The organism is uncultured Hymenobacter sp. (assembly GCF_964242765.1).
Classification (GTDB): Bacteria; Bacteroidota; Bacteroidia; order Cytophagales; family Hymenobacteraceae; genus Hymenobacter.
In genome coordinates, this window is record NZ_CAXTBM010000025.1 from 25710 (window position 1) to 48262 (window position 22553).

Annotated in this window: 13 protein-coding genes; 5 read left to right on the forward strand and 8 right to left on the reverse strand. The window is 57.2% G+C overall.

What is annotated here, in order from left to right; all coding sequences use genetic code 11:
- Positions 1-383 precede the first annotated feature (383 nt).
- Both ACFE7X_RS12370 and ACFE7X_RS12375 read left to right on the forward strand, forming a co-directional pair.
- Positions 384-1664: a sugar isomerase gene (locus ACFE7X_RS12370; protein ID WP_375435983.1), complete on the forward strand. Its 1281-nt coding sequence runs from the start codon at positions 384-386 to the stop codon at positions 1662-1664.
- Between the two features lie 78 nt (positions 1665-1742).
- Positions 1743-3071, forward strand: a complete 1329-nt coding sequence (locus ACFE7X_RS12375; RefSeq protein WP_375435984.1) for an FGGY-family carbohydrate kinase — start codon at positions 1743-1745, stop codon at positions 3069-3071.
- A gap of 69 nt (positions 3072-3140) precedes the next feature.
- On the opposite strand, the gene ACFE7X_RS12380 is transcribed toward ACFE7X_RS12375, so the two are convergent.
- The gene (locus ACFE7X_RS12380; RefSeq protein WP_375435985.1) at positions 3141-3524 is read right to left on the reverse strand and encodes a four helix bundle protein; all 384 of its coding nucleotides are present in this window, start codon (positions 3522-3524) and stop codon (positions 3141-3143) included.
- 47 nt (positions 3525-3571) lie between these two features.
- Between ACFE7X_RS12380 and ACFE7X_RS12385 the strand changes: the two genes are divergently transcribed.
- From ACFE7X_RS12385 to ACFE7X_RS12395, 3 genes are all read left to right on the forward strand, one after another.
- Complete coding sequence (locus ACFE7X_RS12385; protein ID WP_375435986.1) at positions 3572-4312, forward strand: (Fe-S)-binding protein; 741 nt, start codon at positions 3572-3574, stop codon at positions 4310-4312.
- A complete protein-coding gene (locus ACFE7X_RS12390; protein ID WP_375435987.1) occupies positions 4309-5676 on the forward strand; it encodes a lactate utilization protein B in 1368 nt (455 codons plus the stop codon). The genes ACFE7X_RS12385 and ACFE7X_RS12390 overlap by 4 nt, the downstream gene beginning before the upstream one ends.
- 116 nt (positions 5677-5792) lie before the next feature.
- Positions 5793-6359 (forward strand): lactate utilization protein C, encoded by a 567-nt coding sequence (locus ACFE7X_RS12395; RefSeq protein ID WP_375435988.1) that lies wholly within the window; start codon positions 5793-5795, stop codon positions 6357-6359.
- A 1279-nt stretch (positions 6360-7638) separates the two neighbouring features.
- Here the strand turns inward: ACFE7X_RS12395 and rhaM are convergent.
- From rhaM to ACFE7X_RS12430, 7 genes are all read right to left on the reverse strand, one after another.
- Positions 7639-7953: an L-rhamnose mutarotase gene (gene rhaM / locus ACFE7X_RS12400; protein ID WP_375435989.1), complete on the reverse strand. Its 315-nt coding sequence runs from the start codon at positions 7951-7953 to the stop codon at positions 7639-7641.
- A gap of 148 nt (positions 7954-8101) precedes the next feature.
- Complete coding sequence (locus ACFE7X_RS12405; protein ID WP_375435990.1) at positions 8102-10966, reverse strand: glycosyl hydrolase; 2865 nt, start codon at positions 10964-10966, stop codon at positions 8102-8104.
- Positions 10967-11296: 330 nt separating this feature from the next.
- Complete coding sequence (locus tag ACFE7X_RS12410) at positions 11297-12355, reverse strand: glycoside hydrolase family 88 protein (RefSeq protein ID WP_375436013.1); 1059 nt, start codon at positions 12353-12355, stop codon at positions 11297-11299.
- 381 nt (positions 12356-12736) lie between these two features.
- Positions 12737-15604, reverse strand: a complete 2868-nt coding sequence (locus ACFE7X_RS12415) for a glycoside hydrolase family 2 protein (protein ID WP_375435991.1) — start codon at positions 15602-15604, stop codon at positions 12737-12739.
- 177 nt (positions 15605-15781) lie between these two features.
- The gene (locus ACFE7X_RS12420; RefSeq protein WP_375435992.1) at positions 15782-16999 is read right to left on the reverse strand and encodes a glycoside hydrolase family 105 protein; all 1218 of its coding nucleotides are present in this window, start codon (positions 16997-16999) and stop codon (positions 15782-15784) included.
- Positions 17000-17422: 423 nt separating this feature from the next.
- A complete protein-coding gene (locus tag ACFE7X_RS12425; protein WP_375435993.1) occupies positions 17423-19081 on the reverse strand; it encodes a glycoside hydrolase family 28 protein in 1659 nt (552 codons plus the stop codon).
- A gap of 273 nt (positions 19082-19354) precedes the next feature.
- Positions 19355-22330, reverse strand: a complete 2976-nt coding sequence (locus ACFE7X_RS12430) for a right-handed parallel beta-helix repeat-containing protein (protein ID WP_375435994.1) — start codon at positions 22328-22330, stop codon at positions 19355-19357.
- Between the last annotated feature and the right edge of the window lie 223 nt (positions 22331-22553).

Below are 22553 nucleotides of genomic sequence, written 5' to 3' on the forward strand. Positions count from 1 at the left end.
CATTGTAAGCAGTTTTAACTTAAGCTCAGTTGGAGCTTAAGCAGCAAGTTTGATACGCCCCGCGAAGCTCTGCTTGGCGACCCACCAGAACAACCGGCACTAGCAAACCGGCCTCCATGGTTCTAAGGGTTGCTGAGCAGAGTTTTGCGTTACACACCACTGAGGCTGCGTGGTATTTGGTGGCGTACGAGGGCAATACTGAAAAATGTATGCTTTGGTACTACTGCTAGAAAAAACACGATGGACAGGAGAGTTCAGAACAGTTCGGCAGGGGTTGCCCAACTAATTTGCTTGTATCAATAAAGCTTCCACCACTTGGAGGGGAAACAAACTGGCCGGCTTGTAGCTGACCAAGGAACCTTGCCTCCCAAACCTCGACCTTTATGCTTTCCGAATCCCGCATTCAAGACCTCAACCAGCCGTTGCTGGAAGAACATCAGTTGCAGTTCAATTTCTTGACTGATCTGCTGGCGCGCCGTCAGCTCGATGCCGGGCAAGTGGTACAGCAGCTCATCGATTTTCAGGTGGCTATTCCGAGTTGGGCGCTGGGTACGGGCGGCACGCGGTTTGGGCGGTTTCCGTTGGGCGGCGAGCCGCGCAACTTAGAAGAGAAAATCAACGACGTAGGCTTGCTTCATCAGCTTAACGGCTCGTCTAACTCTATTTCGCTGCACATTCCGTGGGATATTCCGCAGGACATTCCGGGCTTGCAGCAACAGCTCAGCGAGCAGAAACTGGTGATTGATTCGGTGAACTCCAACACCTTCCAAGACCAGAAAGACCAGCACTATTCCTACAAGTTTGGTTCGCTGAGCAACACCGAAGCAGGTGCTCGCCAGCAGGCTATTCAGCACAACATCGACTGCATCCGGCACGGCCAGGCCCTGAACGCCAAAACCTTGACGGTGTGGCTAGCCGATGGCTCCAACTTCCCTGGTCAGCAGCACTTGCGCCGGGCGTATCTGCGCACGCAGGAGTCGCTAGCGGCCATCTATGAGGCCATGCCTTCCGACTGGAATATGCTCATTGAGTACAAGCCCTATGAACCCAACTTCTACTCCACTGTGATTCCCGATTGGGGCACCTCCTATTCGCTGTGCCAGTCGTTGGGCGAGAATGCCAACGTGTTGGTGGATTTGGGCCACCACTTGCCCAATACCAACATCGAGCAGATTGTGGGCCGCTTGCAGCAGTTTGGCCGCTTGGGTGGTTTCCACTTCAACGGCTCGATGTACGGCGACGACGACCTGACGACTGGCAGCACCAAGCCGTTCCAGTTGTTCCTCATTTTCAACGAGCTGGTAGATGCGGCCCGCGACCAAGCCGTGACCAACCCCACAGTGGCCTATATGATAGACGCCAGCCACAACGTGAAAGACCCGCTGGAAGACCTTTTGCAATCGGTTGAAAACATCTTGAGTGCTTACGCCAAGGCGTTGCTCGTTGACCGCACGGCGCTGTATGAGGCGCAAGAGAAAAACGACGTAGTGCGGGCCGAGGAAATCATGCGCGATGCCTTCCTCTTGGACGTTCGGCCGCTGGTGGCGGAGGCGTATCGCCGGGCGGGTGGCGCACTGCGGCCGGTGGCCGCCTACCGCGCCGCCGGTATCCGCGAGCAGCTCATTCAGTTGCGCGGTAAACTCAGCTTGTCCACTGGTTTGTAATCAAGCAGCTGGCTTCGGGCGGCGCGTTGCAGACCTAACGCGCCGCCCCGAGTTGGAAGCCCTAACCTCAGCCCGACGATGAAAAAATCTATCTACGCGGTATTTGACATTGGCAAGACCAATAAGAAACTGATCCTGTTTGATGAGGACCGGCAGATTATTGACGAGAACCAGCACATCTGCACCGACTCCATTGACGACGACGGATTTGTGTGTGACCACCTACCGCGCCTGACGCAGTGGATGCAAGACCATTGGCAGCAGTTGCGCCACCACCCGCACTACACGGTGAAGGGCGTCAACTTCACGGCGTACGGTGCCAGCTTTGTGCACCTCGATGCCGAGGGCCAGCCGATGCTGCCGCTCTACAACTACCTCAAGCCGATGCCGGAGGAAGTGATGCAGCGCTTCTACTCGATGCTAGGCCAAGCGCCCGAGGATTTTGCGGCCGAAACCTGCTCGCCGCAGCTCGGCATGCTTAACTCCGGGATGCAGTTGTATTGGCTGAAGCACACCAAACCGGAGCTGTTCGCGCGCATTCACACGTCGTTGCATTTGCCGCAGTACCTATCCTATCTGATTTCCGGCGAGAAGTTCAGCGATTATACGTCGGTTGGTTGCCACACCAACCTGTGGGACTTTGAACGGGGACAATACCACGATTGGGTGCGCCGCGAGGGCATCGACGAGAAGCTAGCGCCGCTCACCAAAGACTCTATTGCGTCGGTAGTCGATGGCATCATGGTAGGCGTAGGTTTGCACGACAGCTCTGCCGCGGTGATGCCCTACCTGGCCGAAACCGACGAACCGTTTGTCTTGGTTTCGACGGGCACGTGGTCGGTAACCATCAACCCGTTCAACAGCCAGCCCCTTACCCCGGAGTTACTAAAGCGCGATAGTCTGAGCTTCCTCACGCCCGGTGGCCAGCCCATGCGCGCCGCCCGCGTATTCCTAGGCCGGGAGCATGACTACCAAGTGGACCGTATTGCCAAGCACTTCCACGTAAAGCCGGACTTCTACCGCTCCCTGGTGCTGGCCCGCCCTTACGATGAAGCCTCAGCTAGCTTCCAGCCGGCCTGCATGGCGGGCACCGGCCCCTTCCCCGACCGGCCCGCCGCCGAATGGGACATCACCGGCTTCCGCACGGCTTCCGATGCGTATCAGCACCTGATGCACGGCCTCATCAACCTGCTGCTCGAATCCATTCATCTGGTGTGGCAGGGCGAGAAAATCATCTACGTTGATGGTGGTTTTGCGCGCAACCCGCTGTTCATGCAAACCCTGAGCTGGAACTTCCCCGGCGCCGAAATCCGGACCTTGGAAGTACCGCAAGCCACTGCCCTTGGCGCCCTGGTGCACCTCGAACAAGGCGAAGCCTGGAAGAAAACGCAGTTGCTGTTTACGTGATAATTGTTGGTTGATGATTGTTAATTGTTGTTGTATATCCATTAACAGTAAGCAATCATCAACCAACCCCTATTCTTTCAGGCTGCTGTTGGTGTATTTGATGAGCGTATTGATGCTTTTGGGTAGGAGTTGAAGCTGCGTAAAGATGTGGTTGTATTGCTCGATAGTGAGCAGTTGTCGCACTTTGGCTTTCTCGTTCCAATCCAATGCCTCCATTAAAGAACCGCGGGCTATGCGGTAGAATTTGATTTTATCCTTTTTACCATGACGCCCAAAGCCTTCAGCTAAGTTGGCTGATATGCTATCCACTGCTCTGATGAACTGGGTGCCCACAGTACTTTGAGCTAAGTGGTTCCAGCCTGAAACAAACTCCCACACACAATTGCTTAGGTTGAAGCTAGTTCGATACGCTTCAACATCACCTAATTTGAAATGGCGATTTTGTTGTTCCATCACTCAAGAACAACAACAATCAACAAAGAACAATCAACCTCCAAAAAATGAAAGTCGCCTTATTCGTGCCGTGCTACGTCGACCAATTCTACCCGCAGGTAGGTATTGCGTCGTTGCAGCTCTTGGAGAAGTTGGGCGTGAAGGCAGAATTCCCGGCCGCGCAAACGTGTTGTGGGCAGCCGCTAGCCAACAGCGGCTGCGAGAAGGATGCACTGCCTATTTACCGACACTACGTCGATACCTTTTCCGAATACGACTACGTGGTAGCGCCTTCGGGCAGCTGCGTGTACCATGTCCGCAAGCACTTCGATAAGCTAGAGCAGACCCCTGCCGTGCAGCAAGTTCGCACTTCCGCCTACGACTTGATTGACTTCATCACGACCGTGCTCGGCGTGACGGAAATACCCGGCACGTTTCCGCACCGCGTGGGCTTGCACTTAAGCTGCCACGGCCAACGCGGTTTACACCAAGCCAATGAATCGGAAATAACGCCGGTGCGCGACGGGCAGCTACGCCGGCTACTCGGCTCGCTCAACGGCATCGAGCTGACAGAACTGGACCGCAACGACGAATGCTGCGGCTTTGGAGGCACCTTCTGCGTATCGGAAGCGGCTATTTCGGCCCGCATGGGCCAAGACCGAGTGGCCGACCACGAACGCAACGGCACCACCGTCCTCACTGGCGGCGACATGTCGTGCCTGATGCACCTAGAAGGCATCGTGCGGCGTCGGCAGTTGCCGATGCGCGTCATGCACGCCGCCGAAATACTTAACGGCACCCTCTCATGAACCACGCCACCCGGGCCGCCAAATTTGTTGGCGATGCTGACCGTACCACTTGGCACGACGAAACACTTTGGTTTGTGCGCGCCAAGCGCGACAAAGCCGTGTACGCCGTGCCTGAGTTTCAGGACCTGCGCGAGCTGGCCTCGCAGATCAAAGACCACACGCTGAGCAAGCTGGACACCTACCTCGAACAGTTCGAGGAACAAGCCAAGCGCAACGGCGTGCACATCCATTGGGCCGCCGATGCGGCCGAGCACAACGCCATCATCCTCGACATCATTCGGAAGCACAACGCCACGCGGGTGGTGAAAAGCAAGTCGATGCTGACCGAGGAATGCCACCTGAACCCCCATCTGCTGAGCAATGGCATTGAGGTAGTGGATACCGATTTGGGCGAGCGTATCATTCAGCTGCGCGACGAAGCGCCGAGCCACTTGGTGCTACCCGCCATTCACTTGAAGAAGGAAGACGTGGGTGAAACGTTCTTCAAACACCTCGGCACGGCTAAAGGCGAAGTAGATCCGCAGGTTCTTACCGAAGCCGCCCGTCAGCACTTGCGCGCCCGATTCTTAGCAGCGGAAGTGGCCATTTCGGGCGTCAACTTTGCGGTGGCCGAAACGGGTGGCGTAGTCATCTGCACCAACGAAGGCAACGCCGACTTAGGCGTGAATCTGGCGCACGTACACATTGCGGCCATGGGCATCGAGAAGCTGATTCCGCGGCTTTCCGATTTGGCGGTGTTTACGCGTCTGCTGGCTCGCAGTGCCACCGGGCAGCCCGCTACCACCTACACCTCGCACTACACCAAGCCCGCGGCCGGCAAGGAGATGCACATCGTCATCGTGGACAATGGCCGCACCAAGCAGCTCGGCCGGCCCGATTTCCGGGCTTCGCTGAAGTGCATCCGGTGCGGCGCCTGCATGAACACCTGCCCCGTGTACCGGCGCAGCGGCGGCCACTCCTACAACTTCACTGTGCCTGGCCCCATTGGGGCCATCTTGTCGCCGAACATCGACATGAAGAAGCACAGCTCCCTGCCGTTTGCGTCCACACTCTGCGGCTCCTGCTCCGACGTGTGCCCTGTTAAGATTGACATCCACACGCAGCTCTACAAGTGGCGGCAAGTGCTCGGCGAAGCCAACGAAATACCAGCCTCCAAGAAGTGGAGCATGAAGCTCATGGGGCGCTTACTGACCAGCCCAAAGGCATTTGGGGTGGGCGGCAAACTAGCCCGACACGGCATCAAGTACCTGCCCTACAGCCTCACCCACGCCCGGCATTTCAACGTGTGGGCCGTGGCCCGCGAGCTTCCAACCCCGCCCAAGCAAAGCTTCCGCGAGTGGTACCAACAACAAACCAAATCATGATGTAGCGCGAAGCCTGAGCTTCGCGTTTCGCGAAACGAGCGAAGCCGTATTGTGCTAATACATATCGTTCACGGATACGCGAAGCTCAGGCTTCGCGCTACATCTCACCACTTCCCTTGAGTAGTTCACGCGAAAAAATCCTAGCTGCCGCCCGCGCCAACAAACCCGCCGAAACACCGCTGCCCACCGTCCCCGATTTCGGCGGCGACGATTCCACCGACCGGTTCACGCAAGTCCTGACCAGCATTGGCGGTCAAGTGGTGTGGGTCGATGGGCCCGAGCAGTTGCAGCCGGTACTGAAGCAGCTATTTCCGGAGTCTCGGCTTTCGGCTTCTCCCCTCTTTCCGGGCACCGTGCCCGTGGATGCGTTGACCTCTACGGAAGTCTTGGCTGATGTTGACTTAGCGGTGTTACCCGGTGAAATGGGCGTGGCAGAAAACGGCTGTATCTGGCTGCCAGAGGCCAACATGCTGCACCGCGCCCTCCCCACCATCACCCAACACTTAGTGCTGGTACTCGACCATCGCCGCATCGTGGCCACCATGCACCAAGCCTACGCGCAGTTGCCTTCTACGGGCGGCTACGGAGCTTTTGTAGCAGGCCCTTCCAAGACAGCAGATATCGAGCAGTCCTTAGTCATCGGCGCGCATGGTGCACGTAGCTTGGTGGTGTTGCTGTATTGATAAACAAGATAAGCCGAAGGCCCTTCTGCCCAATCTGGCGTCCGCGTGCTAGAGCATTCTTTCATGCCGCGGGCGTACAAACGGTGCTTGTCAATGGTGCCTGCTACCAGCCTACGTCACTGCTTCGAGTCCGGGTGCCGCGGACGTTGCTGCTAAGTGTGTTTGCCATTGATTGTGGCCGTGCTTGGTGGGCACTGGTGGCTGTTGGAGGCGGCGCGGGCAAGTTGCCGAGTCGGCAACTGCTCGTGTGTTTACTACTTTTAGTAACTGCACTGGTTTTGGTGGTTGCCTCGAAACTGAACTGCTGTTGCAGCCCTAAGCAAACTTCTATGCATTTGCTTCCATCACCCCTGTTACGCTCACCATTTCCGCGGGCACTTTGCTGTACGGCGTATTGGTAGTGCTGGTACTCTTGCTGCTGCTCCAATAGACAAACCTTGTCGGTCCTTGGAAGCGCCTGCTTGCCTTTACCTCCTTGAGTTCCCTTTGCTAGGCTGATTGGCTGCTGGCACACGGCTTTGTGAGGGCACCGGTATGGGCATGGTAGTGCTTGGTTGCCTTGGCACAAAAAAGAAGCGGCTTCCAGCTGGAAGCCGCTTCTTTGGCCTTATTCTTCACTTCACTTTAATATTTCATGCTGGTGTTGTTCTGCACCGCTATCGGCTCCTGATTTTGCGCTGTGATATTGAGGCCCTTAACACGCCAGACTCTAGCGTGGTCTATTTTGCCAGCTTTGGAGTTGGTAGTGGTACTGTTTTCAAGGGTGAAATTTTCGAGTACCGGGGTATACTGTCCCTCGGCCGAAATGGCTTCGTCGGCAGTGGGGCGCAGGTTGCGGATGGTCAGGTTGCGAAAGTGCGGAGTGCCTTGCTTGGGGTTACCTTAGCTAGCATTTTATTCCAGTGCTCGGGCAGTGGACTTTCAGTGTAGTTGAGGTTTCGGCGCAGGTTCCGTGAACGAGTTCATCTAAGCCAGCAGTGGAAACAGCCGCCAGAGAATCGGGCTCATCACAGGGGGGTATTTCTTTTGACGTGACGCGTGGTGAGGTTGGGCAAGACGGATTCCCACGGCCGCAATTCCCGGTTCCACCACGCGTCAGTCAAAAGTATTTCACTCACATTCCAAAGCTGTCGATTTACTTCCACAGAACTGTCCCGTACCCTCCTGCTAAAAGGTTTTTTTGCATCACTAGCTGCCGTTCCAACGCAGGAGAAACCTGCGCGTAATTCCTTGGAATTTGTATCCAGATTCCTCGGGAGTCGGAAGGACAGTTGGCACTTCAAGCCATATGAAACACGCGTTGTAGAGGCTTCACCACGGGAGAATTATCGGGGTTGGTGTCCATCAGATCGGCCATGTAATCCCACCAGCGTTTCATGATGGGCAAACCCGGCAGTTGATCGGTAGTATGGTCGGGAGTGCGCTTTTGCACGGCGAACAACGTTCCACTGGTCGGGTCGAGGTAGATGGAATAATCTCGAATGCCCGCTTTTTCTAGTGCCTCGGACAACTCCGGCCAGATTTCGTCGTGCCGCCGCTGGTATTCGGCCACGTTGCCGGGTTTGAGTTGCATGGTGAAGGCTATTTCTTCCATTGGTTGAGTGAGGGTGAGTGGACGACGGTTCCCGCAGAAGACGCAGTGTTCTGTAAGTGAATCAGTTGGCAAAGACGTCATGCTGCGCTTGCCGAGGTGGTGGAGGCTTCAGCAAGCGCAGCACGACCGTTCTTTATCAAACAGCCACTTACTGCACTTTTGCGGGCTGCGTGGCGGAGGCGGTGGGCGTCAAAGTTACGGGGCCTAGCAGGCCTGACTCCTGTGGGGTCCATTTTTCGGCGGTGAAGAGGCCTTCGGGGGTGCGGTTTTCCTTGAGCCGAGCGGCCACGTTCACGTTGTAGAATTTCTTGTACTCGACGTGGTTCTTGTCCATGTCGATGATGCGGTTGGCCATGCCGTTGCTGACCGTGACGGTCAGGTTGTTGGTGGCTTGTAGTTGCTCTTTCGAGACGTACACTTGGTAAACGGGCCCGATGAGCGTGCCGAGTTCTTTGCCGTTGAGCTGCACGCGGGCACTCTGCGCCACGCGGCCGAGGTCGAGCAGCCAGCCGGTGCCCGTGCCTTGCGGTGCGGGGAACGACGTGGTATAGGTAGCAGTACCCGAGAACTTCTGGCCCGCCTCCCCGGCCATCGTAGTCCAGGAGTCCAGCTTCTGCGTTTGCAGCGGCGCCGGCAGCGTTGGCCCACCCGATACGAAGGCAACTTTCCAGGTACCGTTGATGGGCTGCGGCGCGCCGGCTGGTTTCACGTAGGCGTAGGCCGGACCGGTGGTGCCCACTTCGTTGGTTTCCAGAATGCACGACTCGCCGGGGGCCAGTTGCACGTACACTTCCGGCATTCCCTCCGCGGCGGTCCGAGTGGAAGCCATGCCGAGCTTTTCGGTCATGGGGTTGTAGAGGGCCACCGATTTAGCAGCTGTTTGCAGCGGCAACCAACCGTCAATGGCTTTGTCGCTCCAGTTGGCCACGAAATAGTAGTGCCCTTTGGCGTGGCGGCGGCGCTCAAATTCCAGACCGGTATCCACCATTTTTTCGCGCTTCGCCCCTGCTTGCGTCAGCAGTTGGTCTACGTCTTTGCCCACCAAGACGCGGCCTTTGCCTACCTGCGCCTGCTGCACGCCGGCTTGCTTGCCAGGGGCCAGCTTGATTTGGGCCAGCAGCTTGCGGAATGCGCTGCGGCGGCTGTCGAGGCTGCCGAGGCCGGGTACATCGGCGGGCAACTGGTCTCCCATGACGATGGTGGCTCCGCCTTGCGCCAGCTTCACGAGCTGTTGCAGGGTGGGCAGTGGCATCAGGCTGGCATTGGGTACCAAGATGGTGCGGTAGGTGGCGCCGCCGGTTTGCAGGGTGCTACCCACCCCTTTCACACCTAGCAGTTGCTTGTCGGAAATGTAGTCGAAGCCGTAGCCGCGCTTGAGGAGGGTGGCGCTGGTTTCTTCGATGGGTAGGCCTTTGAAGCCGTGGTCGATGCCGTCGAAATGCTGCAAGAGCACCTTGCCGGGCCGTACGTAGGCATCATACATGGGCAGGTACACTAGCACGTCGTTGGAGGGCTTGCCGGCTTGCATGAACGACTGGCAACGCGCCACATACTTGTTGAGCTGGCCGAAATCGGGCCAGAACGAGTTGTTGGGGTTGAAATGCACGGCCGCATAAAAGATCCAGCCGGGCCACGCGGCGGCTTGCGGCGAGTAGTTGGTGCCGTGATAGAACGTATGGTTGACGCCGCCGAGCAGCATCCGGTCCATGGCTTTTTTCGCGTCGCTGAGCTTGGTCAGGAAATGTTCGTTTTCCCACGTGGCCGTTTCCGCCGACGTGAGCGGCTTGCCCGTTACGTGCGCCGCCGACGAGGCGAATTTGATGCGCACCAAGTCTTGGCCTTCCGTTTCGGGAATGTCGGTAGCGGCGTACAAATCCAGGATGTTGGCGGGCGAGCCGTGCGCTTGGTTGCGGATCAGCGCGTCGTGCGTTTTCGCCCACGTGGCCCACGTTTTGGTGTAGTTTTCGAGCAGTAGTTCGGAAATGGTTTCCCGGTAATCCGACAGCACGCGCTTGTTCTCGTCTTCCAACGCTTTGCCAAACAACGCCGGCAGGTGCTGGCGCAAATCGTAGGCGTGGCGCTTCTGAAACTCGGCAAACAGCTGCGGCGTCCAATTGCTCTCGCCTTGCGCGTCGTCTACCTCATAGGAATCGTTGAAAAACGCCCGGATGGGTTTCACGTCGCGGCCCTTAAAGGCTTGGTCGAAATAACGCAGGTAGTTGTCGGTGGCGGTTTTCGAGAAGTGGTCGATAACGTCACCTTCGCCACCAGGACCAGCGCGCTCCACCATCTTGCCGTGCCAGCCTTGGAACACGCCGTAGAGCGTCCAGTTGCCGGCCGGGGCGGTCCAGTTTAGCTTGCCATCAGCGGCTACTTTGCTGGTCAAATCCAGCGTCTGACCTTTATCGGAATATGCCATGAGGGCCTGCAACGGCAGCGGCTTCTCGAAGCGCACCTGGTCGAAGGCGCGAAGCTGCAAATCCGGGTTCTTGGTAATCGGCTCCACCAACTGCTTGATATCAACGCGCGGGCCAATCATACGCAGAAAGGGCTGCTGCACGAAGTGCACGGGTTCTTTCAACTGCTCGCCGCCCTTGAGCGTGTACGTCTGCGAGGCCACGTACTTGCAAGCGTCTTCCTGCGTCACCCACGGCCCACCGAAGGGCCAGCCTGAGGCCTGCGCCATGTCTACGCCCATGCCCAACCGGCCCGCTTCCGTGAAGGTGTGCGTGAGCATGTCCATCCACTTCGGCTCCAGAAAGTTGATAAACTGGTTTTCGGCGCCCTTCACCCCATAAATCGGGGTAATTTCCACTCCACCCAACCCGGCCTGCTGATACTGCGTGAGCAGGCGCGTCAGATCCTCTTTGTTGACAGCGCTGCCTTCCCACCACCAGCGCGTCCAGGGCTTGGTTTGCTGCGTGATTTCCGGCCACTTCGGGCCCTGTGCCTGGGCGGAGCTTTGGGTTAGCGCAGCGACGAAAAGCAGGGAAAGGGCGAGTGGCGTTTTCATAAGTCAGAAAGGCGAGGAATTTGTGGCACTGCGAACTAAGCGCTATAAGGCTAGCAGACTAGCTCCTCTCAGATGAGGAGGGGCTTGGCTTGAGGTGGGGGACTAGTTGAACGACTGTTAAGAATGTCATGCTGAGCGGAGCCGAAGCATCTCGCGTGCTGATGTCTAGTTAGTAATCCTGCGTCAGCATGCGAGATGCTTCGGCAAGCTCAGCATGACGGTCTATGGAGACAACGGATGATCAACCACTCCTAAACACCTCTTCTGAGCTAGGGAGCTAGCTCTTTGGCTTTCATTACAGCTATAGTCCTTTTGACCATAGCTCACGGTTTACTTCATTTTGTATATCTCGGTGCCGGCTAGCAGGAAGCAGCCGAGGCCGTAGTCTTCGAAGTCAGGTTTGCTGGTGTAGCTGACGGGCTGGCCGTCTTTGGGTTCTTTGCCGGTGCCTTGCACGTAGCCGAGGAAGCCGTTGGGATGCACGCATTCCTTGGCCATGGCGGTCCAGGCTTTGGCAATGATGGGCTGGTACTGCTTGGCGTCGAGCAGGCCATGGTTGAGGCCCCAGGCCATGCCGTAGATGAATAAGGCGGTGCCGGTTAGTTCTTTGCCGCCGTAGTTGGTGGGGTCGTGGAGGCTGACGTTCCAGTAGCCGTCGGGGCGTTGCAGGGGCGGCAGGGCTTTCATCATATTGAGGTACATCTGCTCGTATTCGGCGCGGTGCGGGGCGTCTTTGGGCATGATGTCGAGCACCCGGACCATGGCGGCTACCACCCATCCGTTGCCGCGGCTCCAGTAGCAATCCTCACCGTTGGGCTCTTTGTAGGGCGGTACGAAGTCTTTGTCGCGCCACCAGAGTTGGTCTTGCGGATTGTAGAGGCCGTTGCCGCCGTGCACGGTTTTCGAGTAGTTGTAGATGCGGTACATCTTCTCGTAGTAGGCGGTATCCTTGTAAAGCACGCCGAGGCGGGCGTACACGGGCATAGCCATTTGCAGAGCGTCAATCCAGTTCCAATCGTCTACTTTGGGCGTTTGCACCATGTTATCGATGCTGGCCTTGATGTCGCGGATGCGCTCAGGCTTGGGGTCGATGTTGTAGAGGTCGATGTAGGTTTGACCAGCGCACTGGTTGTCGGCATTGCGGTCCGTGATGCCGTTGCGGATGCCCCACTGGTGCTTGGTGCCCCAATCGACGGCGTAATCGTAGTAGCGCTGCTGCGTGTCGAGGCCGTAGAGCGCCATCAAGCCTTCGTAGTACACGGCGCGGGTCCAGATGTGGCTCGGGCGGAGCTTGTTGGTCATGATGTCCTTGCCCGGATCGGGCCAGAGCTTCATGAAGTAGTCGTTGGTTTGCCGCATGGTTTTGAGCACCGCCTTTTTGTTCGGCATCTTCTGCCCCGATACGCTCACCGAGGACGCAATCAGCAACCCTACCAACAGGGTTTTCCAGCTTAGGAAATGGTTTTTCAGACGACTCGATTTCACTTTTAGCATTGTTGAATGGGCTCGTGTAGCTGCTGCTTAGTGGTGGGTAGTGAAGAACAAGTTCAAGAAGGCGAATCCGCCCACGCTAGCCGTCCTGTACTCTTCCGTGCTGATGTAGCGCGAAGCCTGAGCCTCGCATATTGGTGTTGCTATGATTGCACGATGTAGAGACGCGACACCTCGCGTCTCGGCGTTGCTGAGGTTGCTTAGACTGCGCAGTTCGGGTCGTTCAACGCCGAGACGCGAAGTGTCGCGTCTCTACATCGTCTGATTGCCTCGAGGCCGTTAGAACAACTCGTCCTTCGCCGGCGCCTTGTAGGGCTGGGGGGTGGCGTTGGACTTGGGGAGACCGAAGAAGAAGTAGAGAGTGCGTTTTGAGGGGCCGCTGACGTGGTTTAGCTCGCTGTTGGGGCCGAGGTTTTTGGTGTTAGCGTCGATGTTCAGGGCCAGTTTGGTGCCGAGCGGCGGGATGGTTTCCAGGAACGACAGGTTGCCAACGGGCAGCGTCGGGTAAGGCTTCACGCCGGATAAGCCATAGAAATCGAAGAGGCGCACAAACAAGCCTTTGTCGGGGCTGGCAACCAGGAATTTGCCTTCCACGGTGTTCATTTCCATCCAAGTGATGTCGGCGAAGTAGCCTTTGAACTCAGGGTAAATCCAGGGGGCGGCGCCGGTTTGGGTGTTGTTGTAGGCGTTTTCCCACACACTTTCGCCCACGCCTTGCATACGGTTTTTCCAAACGCGGTATGGGCCTTTGCCGAGCCACTTAGCGCCAAGCACGTAGTTTTCGGGGTAAGTGAAGCTGATGCCGGTGAAGGGTAGGTCGCCGCTCACGGCGTACTCGTAGTCGAGGCGCAGCCAGCCGTTGCCGTCCATCTTCCAGCGCACCGATTTTAGGTCGCCTTGGTAGCTCATTTCCACTACCTCGCCGTCGGGTTCGGTGCGGCGCTTCAGGCCGGTGAAGGTGGCATTTCCGCTTACCAGCACGGGGCCTTTGCCGAAGCTGAGCTTGTCGCCGCTATTGCCCTTCACGTCCTGGATTTCGCCGGTTTTCTTGTTGAAGCTAACCGTGATACCCGCCGCTTGCAGCGTGAGGGTGCTATCGGTTTCAGTGGCAGCTACGGCCGGTTGCTTTTCCGTGCCGGGCAGGATGTTGCGGAGCAAGCGGGTGTTGTCGCTGGTTTTCCAGGTCCATTTGTACACCAGATTTTTCTGCGGGTCGAAGGCCGAGAGCACCAGGGCATCATAGTCTTGCCAGTTTTTGGGCAGCTTCAGTTTCAGTTCGCCCCGGCCTAGCGGCGCTACTTTTGGCGAGGTGGCGCGGCTTTTCTGGAGCGTAGTCGAGCCCGTGAAGACTTCGCCGGGTTGGCGATAATTCACTAGTTCCCACTGGAAAAAGCACTCGTTGAGGTTGTTGTAGTGGTAGCGGTTTTCCACCGGAATCGTGCCCTTGAACTTGGCGGGCAACTCCTTCATGTCAATCTTGATCGGCGAGAAAATTTCGCGTAGCGCGTAGAAGCTACCTTCCTTTTCGCGGTGCGGACCTACCACGCCGTCGGGCGCATTCACGCCGTTCACGTCGATGATGTTGTTCTGGTCGGTGCGCACGATGCCTTCATCAACCAAGGCCCACAGGAAGCCGCCGCCGGAGCGTTGCGACTTCCAGTGCAGGTCCCAAAAGTCGGCCAGGCCCACGGCGGCTCCACCGTCGTCCTGGGCGTGCAGGAACTCGGTGGGCATGTAAATCAGCGAGTCGGCGAGGATTTTCTGGGTGCTGTAGTAGTTCTCGTAGTGGTTGCAGTCGATGCCGTTGAAGGCGTTGCCGGGGCGGTGGTGGGCGTGGATGACGGGGCGGTTCGAGAGGTCGTAGCGGCCGTAATCGTCGTCCAGTTCCTTGTTGGTACCGCCTTCGTTGCCGTTGCTCCAGAAGATGATGCTCGGGTGGTTGACGTCTTTTATCACCATCTCGCGCACCAGCTTCTCCCCTACTTTGGTGCCATAGGCTTTCTGCCAGCCCGCCAACTCATCGAGCACGTAAAGCCCGAGCGAGTCGCAGAGGTCCAGGAACTTAGCATCGGGCGGATAGTGCGACATGCGCACGGCATTCATGTTCATTTCCTTGATGAGCTTCACGTCCATCAAGTGAATCGAGTCGTTGAGGGTGCGGGCCGTTTCGGGCCACCAGCTGTGCCGGTTGATGCCCTTCATCTTCACCTGCGTGCCGTTCACGTAGATGCCCTTGCCGCGCCGGATTTCGATGGTGCGGAACCCGAACTTTTCGGTGGTTTGGTAGAGCGTCTGGCCGCCCGCTTCCAGCCGAATGTTGGTACGGTACATATTCGGCTTTTCCGAGTTCCAGAGCAGCGGCTTGCTAACCGTGGTGCTGAGCTTCACCAGCGTATCGGTGGCGGCGGCACGGCCTTGGGCGGTGCCTACCACCTTGCCTTGGGCGTCCAGAATATCAGCCTTTACATCGGTCGGCTGGCGCAAACCTTTGAGGGCCACATTGACGGCAAACGAGCCATCGGCGCGGGCATTAATGGCGGTATGCGGGATGAACTGCTTGGGATACGCCTCCAAGTATACCGGCCGGAAAATGCCGCCAAATACCCAATAGTCGGCGAGTCGCTCGGCGTTGTTCACGGTCGGCTCGGCCGACATTTTGCTGACGGTTATTTCCAGCAGGTTGTCTTGGTCGTACTTCAGCTTATTGGTGAGGTCGTACTTGAAGCGGTAGAACGCACCTTGGTGAATGGGGCCGGCTAGCTGGCCGTTCACTTTTACTTCGGTATCGGTCATCGAGCCCTCAAACACGATGAATATCTCTTGCCCTTGCCAGGCGGCGGGCACCTTGAACTGGTGCTTGTACTGGCCTTTCTCGTCGGCGAAGCGAAAGTTCTTACCGTAGGTTTTGTAGTCGCGGCCGTAGTTGTAGCTGCCGAAACCCTGTTGCTCCCAACTAGAAGGCACCTGAATGGTAGTCCAAGCGCCGCTGCGGCGGCCACCCGTGCAGTAAAAATCCCAGGTTTTCGTATGGATGTTGTCGGTGCCGGAGAGGTAGTGCACCTGCTTGCGAGCCGACGTTTGCGCAGCAGCATCACCACCCCAAAACAACGCCGCACAAGCCAGCCAAGACAGTAAATTGGTCTTCATAGAAGATGATTCAAGGAAGTCGAGGAGTTCATTATCGTCCCAACTTACCACGGAATTTTTCTATCAGTAACCTGTAGTATCCTGCTTTCTGATGGTTAAGTTGGTGGCGCGTACCACAAAAAAGCGGGGTGCCAGAAGAACTAGCTTTCTTCTGGCACCCCGCTCCTACCGCGTAACCTATTCACTGGTCAGGCTTTTGGGGTTGGCCATTTCCATTTCCACGCTCGCCATAATGAACGGCCCGTAGCCCTTGAAATCGTTCTTCTTGATGGGCTCACTCAGGTAATATTCGTAGCTGCCGTCGCGGTATGGGTCGCCGCCAAGGCCGCCCACGCTCACGATGCCGTTCAGGGAAACGTTACCGTTGGGCTCGATTTCGATGAAGTTCTTCACCAAACCCTGGTAGCCTTTTCCCGCCGCTTTCTGGTACGACTTATCGAGGTAGCCCAACCGTACGCCCTTGGCCAGCGCGTACACAAACATGCTCGACGACGAGGTTTCGATGTAGTTGCCGGCGCGGGTGCCCTGGTCCGTCACCTGGTACCAGCCGCCCGTGTTAGCGTCCTGGTACTTGGTTAGCACCGGCGCTAGGCGCTGCAAATCCTTGATGAGTTGGGCACGTTGCGGATGATTTTTCGGGAAATAATCGAGCACATCCACCAAGGCCATGGCGTACCAGCCCATGCCCCGGCTCCAGAAGTTGGGCGACTGGCCGGTGGTTTTGTTGGCCCATTTCTGCTCTTTGCTTTCGTCGTAGGCGTGGTAGAGCAGGCCGGTTTTGGAATCCAGGGCGTACTTCTCGATCAAGGCAAACTGCTTGGCAATGTCGTCGAAATTGGCGGGCTGGTTGTAGAGCTTGCTGTACTCGGCATAGAAGGGCTCGACCATGTAGAGGCCATCCAGCCACATCTGGTTGGGGTAGCGCTTCTTATGCCAAAAGCCTCCCTCCTGCGTGCGCGGCTGGCTGCTGATCTGTTTGCGCAACAAGTCGGCGGCCTTGCGGTACTTCTCTTCCTTCGGAAACTGCTGGCTCATGGTTAGCACCGAGCGGCCCGTTGGGATGTAGTCCACGTTGTAGTCGTCCATCTTGTAGCCAACAATGGAGCCATCGGGCTGCACCGAATAGTCGAGCACTTTGCGCACGTAGTTGAAGTAGCGCTTGTCGCCGGTGTGCTGCCAAACCCGCTCCACGGCCTTCAGCATCACTCCTTGCTCGTAGCCCCAACGGGCGGCCTTGCTTTTGGCCGGGCCCGATGAATCGGGGTATTCGGCCATAAACAAGTCGGCCATCCGCTGCGAAAGAGACTTGGCGGCTGTTTTATGCTTGTTTTGCGCTTGGGTGAACTGAGCGAGCAGCAGGCAAAGCAAGAGCAGACTACGGGGGTAAGCACGCATAAGAAGAGAGTTTAAAACTGAAGGACGAAGAGCTAGCTGCCTTAAATGGGAGGAGTTGGTGGTTGATTACTAGTCGCTGATGTTGTGAAGAGTTGTTGTGCTAAGCCTGTGGAAGTGTTAATTATCGTTTGCTAAGCCCCTTGTTTCCCCTGGCCGTCATGCTGAGCGGAGCCGAAGCATCTCGCTCGCATTGTTACAGAGGTATTGTCATGCTGAGCGAAGCGGAGCGCAGTCGAAGCATCTCGCGTGCTGAGGTTGTGGTACTAACTCAACGACACCACGCGAGATGCTTCGGCTCCGTTGCACTGCGCTCAGCATGACGGCCAGGGAAACAATGGCTGGTCAACCACCTCTAATCCCTCCTCATTTGGGGAAACTAGGCTCTAATTTTTCCTGCTTGCTTTACAGGGCTAGATGGGGTTGTTATCGTTTGGATATTACTACAGCCTTTTTCTTCACGTTTTGGCCATACTCGATGTCCTTCTTGGCTTTCGAGGCGTCGGTGTTTACTAGGCGGACGTTCTTGGCTTTTTCGGCGCCGGATACGCGTAGTAGCACCGAAGCGCCGGGAGCGTATTTGATGTTGTCGAGGGTGATGTTCTGGCTGTTGTGCACTTCCATTACGGGGTCGGTGCTGGTGGGCAGCAGGGTCACGTTTTTGAGGCTGATGTTGTTGGCTTCGATGCACACGAGGCCTTTGTCGCTTTGCAGCACGGCGTTTTCGATACTGATATCCTTGATGCTCATTTCGGGCAAGCCACGCACCATGATGCCGGTTCTGGCGCCGTTGCAAGTCACGTTGCGGATCTGGATTTTGCGGAATTGTGGCGTGGTTTCATCCACGGGTTTGGCTGGCGAAACGGGCCGCTCCTTAGAGCCCGCCACCTGTGGCGTCGGGTCCTTGATCATGTAGTACATATCGAACAAGATGGCCTCGCCGGGAATGTCTTTCATATCGACATCCTGAATGAAGATATTCTCGACCACCCCGCCCCGGCCGCGCGTGGTTTTAAAGCGCAGCCCAATGTCGGTGCCAATCATAGTGAGGTTGGAAACGTAGATGTTGCGCGCTCCGCCCGACATTTCGCTGCCAATTACGAAGCCGCCGTGTGCCCGGTACACTTTGCAGTTGCGCACCACAAAGTTCTCGGTGGGCATGGCCCGCTTGCGCCCCTGCTCGTTGCGCCCCGATTTGATGCAAATAGCATCGTCGCCGACGCTGAACGTGCTGCCTTCCACGATGCCGTTTTTGCAGGACTCCAGGTCCAGTGCGTCGGTGTTGGGCGTGTACGGGCCGTTGAGCACGTTTACGTTGCGCACGATTACGTCTTCGCTCATCATGGGATGCAGCGTCCAGGCCGGCGAGTTCTGGAACGTAACGCCCTCCAGCAGCAGCCGTTTGCACCCATCCAGTACCAGCATATCGGGCCGCAGATAGTCTTTGATGTCCTCGAAGTCCTTGATTTCCGACTTTTCTTCGGTCAGCACACCGGCCTCTTTTACTGTGGTGCCTTTCAAGCTTTGGGCCGAGGGGTACCACCGGTCCTGCTTCTCGTTGAGGGCGCCGCCGGAAGCCACCAGCTGCTTCCACTCACCTTCGGTGGCGCGGGCTTTCTGCACCATCCACCAGGCCTCGCCGGCCCCGTCCACAATGCCTTTGCCGGTTATGGCTACGTTCTCTAGGTTCTTGCCGTAGATCAGGGCTTGGTTGCGCACGGCGTCCAGTCCTTCCCAGTTGGTTTTGTGAAGTTTGTAGTCGGCGCGGTTGTCGCTGAACTGCACGAGTGCCCCTTCCGCAATGTGCAGGTTCACGTTGCTACGCATTTCAATCGGGCCGGTCTGCCAGTGTCCGCGCGGTACCAGCACTACGCCCCCACCCTTCTGGCTGCACGCCGCAATGGCCTGCTGGAAAGCCGTGGTATTGGACGTCACGCCATCTGGCACGGCACCATACTTGGCAATGGAAAATGTATCGGCGCGAAACGAAGTGGTTTTGACGGGTGGCAGATTGGGAACGAACGATTGAGCGGCAACTAGGCTCGGAAGAGCAAGTAGGCCCAGGACGGCAAAAGGCTTTATCATGGTGGAGTAAAAGCAGAGGAAGGATGTAGGAGTTAAAGCTACGACGAGAAACGAAATCCGTTCCTGATTATCTGCCGTGAAAACCGCACAGGCTTAGCCACCATACAACTCAGCCCGTCAGCTGTCGGTAGCACGAGGCGGCCGGCAGCTAACGGGCTGATTTATATAGTAAGTATTTCTGCGCAAGCTAGATCTAAAGCTAGAAGGTCAGAAACTCAAACACGGCGCCTCAAGCGGAGAGGTCAGTTGAGGTTCGCCACTCACTAGCGAGGGCTACTGAATCACCAACCGTTGAGGCTTGCCCGAAAAGCCGGGCGCTTGCACCTGAAGCAAGTAAACACCCGCCGACAAAGAAGCGGGCAGATTGATTTCCGGGTTAGTACCCCGCAGGGTTTGGGTCAACACCCGCCGGCCACTCAGGTCGGAGAGAACTACCCGGACGGAACCGCTTGCCGAGGCGGGCAGGCACAGCGTCACCCGGCTCCTGGCAGGGTTAGGATAGAAGGCAAACTGCTCGACTTCTGGTATGGCGTTGGCTAGTGGGCCACTGGTGAGCAGCACCGAAGCTACCGCCGAGTAGCGGGCCACGCCGGCTGCGTTGGTTTGGCGCAACCGGTAAAACGCTTGGCTCAGGCCCTGTACGCTGGCATCCTGATAGGTATACACCCGCGGCTGCGCTGTGAGGCCCTGGCTCGCCACAAAGCCGATTTGCTGCCAGCTGGCCATGGTAGCCGAGCGTTCCACGGCGTAGCCGTAGGTGTTGGACTCACCCACCAAGGTCCATTCCAAGTTCACCGTTCCGGGGCGCGGCTGTTGCGCGGTGAAGCCCATGAGTTGGGTGGAAAGCGGATTTACGGTTGACGAGAGCGAACCTAGCGTGAAGGCAGTGAAGCCGCTAACGGGCTGCGCCGACGCCACCGAGCCAGCGCTTAGGCTGCCGCCAAGGCCGCCGTTGCCAGTTGTTTCCCACTCGGCGCCAGTGAAAGACGCCACCTGTAGATCCGAGGAAAAGTCGTCGATGCCGCTGCGGAAAGCATTTTCCCAAAATAAGCGCACGCTCACCGCATCAGTTGTGCCAGCCCCATCTAAAGTCCAGTGTTCCACTTGGCTTACTTCACTTAGTGGCGTAGCGGCCAGGCGATTGGAGTACGCGGCGGCTACATATTCGGCCGTGAAAGCCGCAGTTGGGCTGGCGGGCGCCGAAATGCCGAGCCGGGCCCATTGGCCATTCTTACCCAAAGGAAACACAAAGTCCTGCTGGCCAACCTTGCGAAGCGGACCATCAACATAGGAGGTAGCAGTGCCCGCTGTGGCGGTGGCTTGGTCGGCTAGGGAAAGTAGATTAGTGGCAGTGGTTTGCAGCAGACCCTCGGTTAAAGTGAGAGCACCCGACAGCGTAAGTGGCGCCCCCAACGTCAGCACCTTATTGGTCCCGTTCAGCGTAAGGTCGCGCAGGATGGTGGCTCCTTCAGTGGTCAGCGTTAGATTCTTGTCAATGCTGATGCTTTCGTTGTATACCGCGGCACTCAAACTCAGCGTACCGCTTTCCGTTACCAGCGCCAAGCCCTCGGCCAGTGGGGTTTCGGCAGTTGACTGGGGGCTGAACTGGTCTGCGTGCAAGTAGTTGAGCGCCGGCTGAAAGCCAACGGCTGGCGCTGCATCGGTGTTGCTGTGAAGAAACGGCGAATAGTCGATCAGGCCTGTAGAAGCAAACGCCGAGCGTTCGGCGAAGCTGCTAGCCGGGCCATCCAGTGTCACGACGAGGCCGCCTGTGCCGGCCGCACCGCGCACAGAGGCGGCGGAGCTGGCGCCAAGCCAGTTCAGCGAAGCATTAATCGGGTTGGTTAGGTTCACTGCCCGGATGGCCGTGGCGCAGCTGTCGAGGCGGTTGCCGCGGATACTATCGCCGGAGGATACCACCAGCCCATTGCGGCTGCTATCGAAGAAGGGCGTATTGCCGGTGCTGTTTGCCGGGCGGTCCTGCACTTGCACGCCCCGCTGGCATTGGGCCACTACGTTGCCAAACACCTTGTTCTGCGCGCCCTCCAGTACCAGTCCGAACCCATTGATATTGAAGCTCGCACTAGTGGCATCGGCCAGATAGCCCCGAATGGTATTTCCCTCGATGAAGGCCCCGCCGGTGGTTAAGTCGCCGTTGACGCCGCCCCCTACGGCAATTACGTCCCGGTCCCGGTCAACGAAAGCCAAACCGGCGTTGTCTTCACTCAAGGTGGTGGGCGCGCCTATGGTACGGGCAATGAAGTTGTTGCGCACCACAAAGCTACCGGCGCCGCTGCGGCGGCCGGTGCCAGTGCAGGCCTTAAACTCCATGCCATTGGAAGCATTGTTGCGAATCACGTTGCCTTCCAGCAGGGCTGCGATGCTCGTGAAGCTGCCGCTGCCATTGCGAGACCCAGCAGCCCCCAACACGACCAATGCCCCGCCCGCGTTTTGCGCAAACAGGTTGTTGCGCACCGTCAGGCCACTCACGCTGCCATCGTTGATATCTACCCCACCCCGGCGATTCATTTCAAACACGCCATCTTCAATCAGGATATTTGCCTTGTGACCGTTCACCAGAAACAAACCCCGGCCGGCGCCGTTAGCGGTGGTGTTGCCGCTTTCGGCGGTATACGCGGCGTGCACCCGGCGAAAAGTTAGGTTTTGGACACCCCCAAGGCTGCGCCAGAGAATACCCTGCCGACGGTTGTACAGCGTTTCCACATCCTCCAGCAGAAAGTTGGCTTGGCTAACATTGCCTCCTTCAGCCTGAATGCCAAAATCGTACTTCTGCAACGTTAAGTCAGCAATAGTCAGTGGCTGGCTGCTGCTGCCTCCGCTCACGGTTATCAGCAAGCCGGCCTCGCTGGTTTGGGTGGCCGCCGGCAACAGCCCCCCGTCAAAAATGGTGGCGCTGGCGGGCCGGACCGTAGCGGTACCGGCGCCTTGTAAGCTCACGGGTTTGTTGAGCACCACTCGCTCGGTGTAGGTACCGGCGTCGATGAAGATGGTTTGGGTGGTAAGATCAGCCTGCGCCAGCGCTTGGGTTACGGTAGCAAAAGGGGCCGCGGCCGAGCCGTCGCCGGTGGCGTCGCTGCCGGCCGCGGTAGTGAAAATATCGCCACTGGTGGCACTGTCATTCACGTACAGCACCGTTGCCGGTGTGGATTGCGCAACGGCAGTAGTGACCGGCCCACTAGCCAGAACAATTGGCAACAGGACAGCAAAAGGGGATAAATTATTTTTCATAACAGGTTCTTCAAGTTGATTACGACAACACCAAACAGACAGTAAGTTTATTTAACTTTTTAAAGGATAATTTTAAACAAGATAAATTTAAAACATATAAATTTTCAATTACACTACCTGCAATTCCCATCAACTAGCCTGTTATTTCTATAGTATTACAAACTCCACAAATCTGATATTTATAGCAATTTATGGTATAATCACGAGATATTAAGCACCAAAT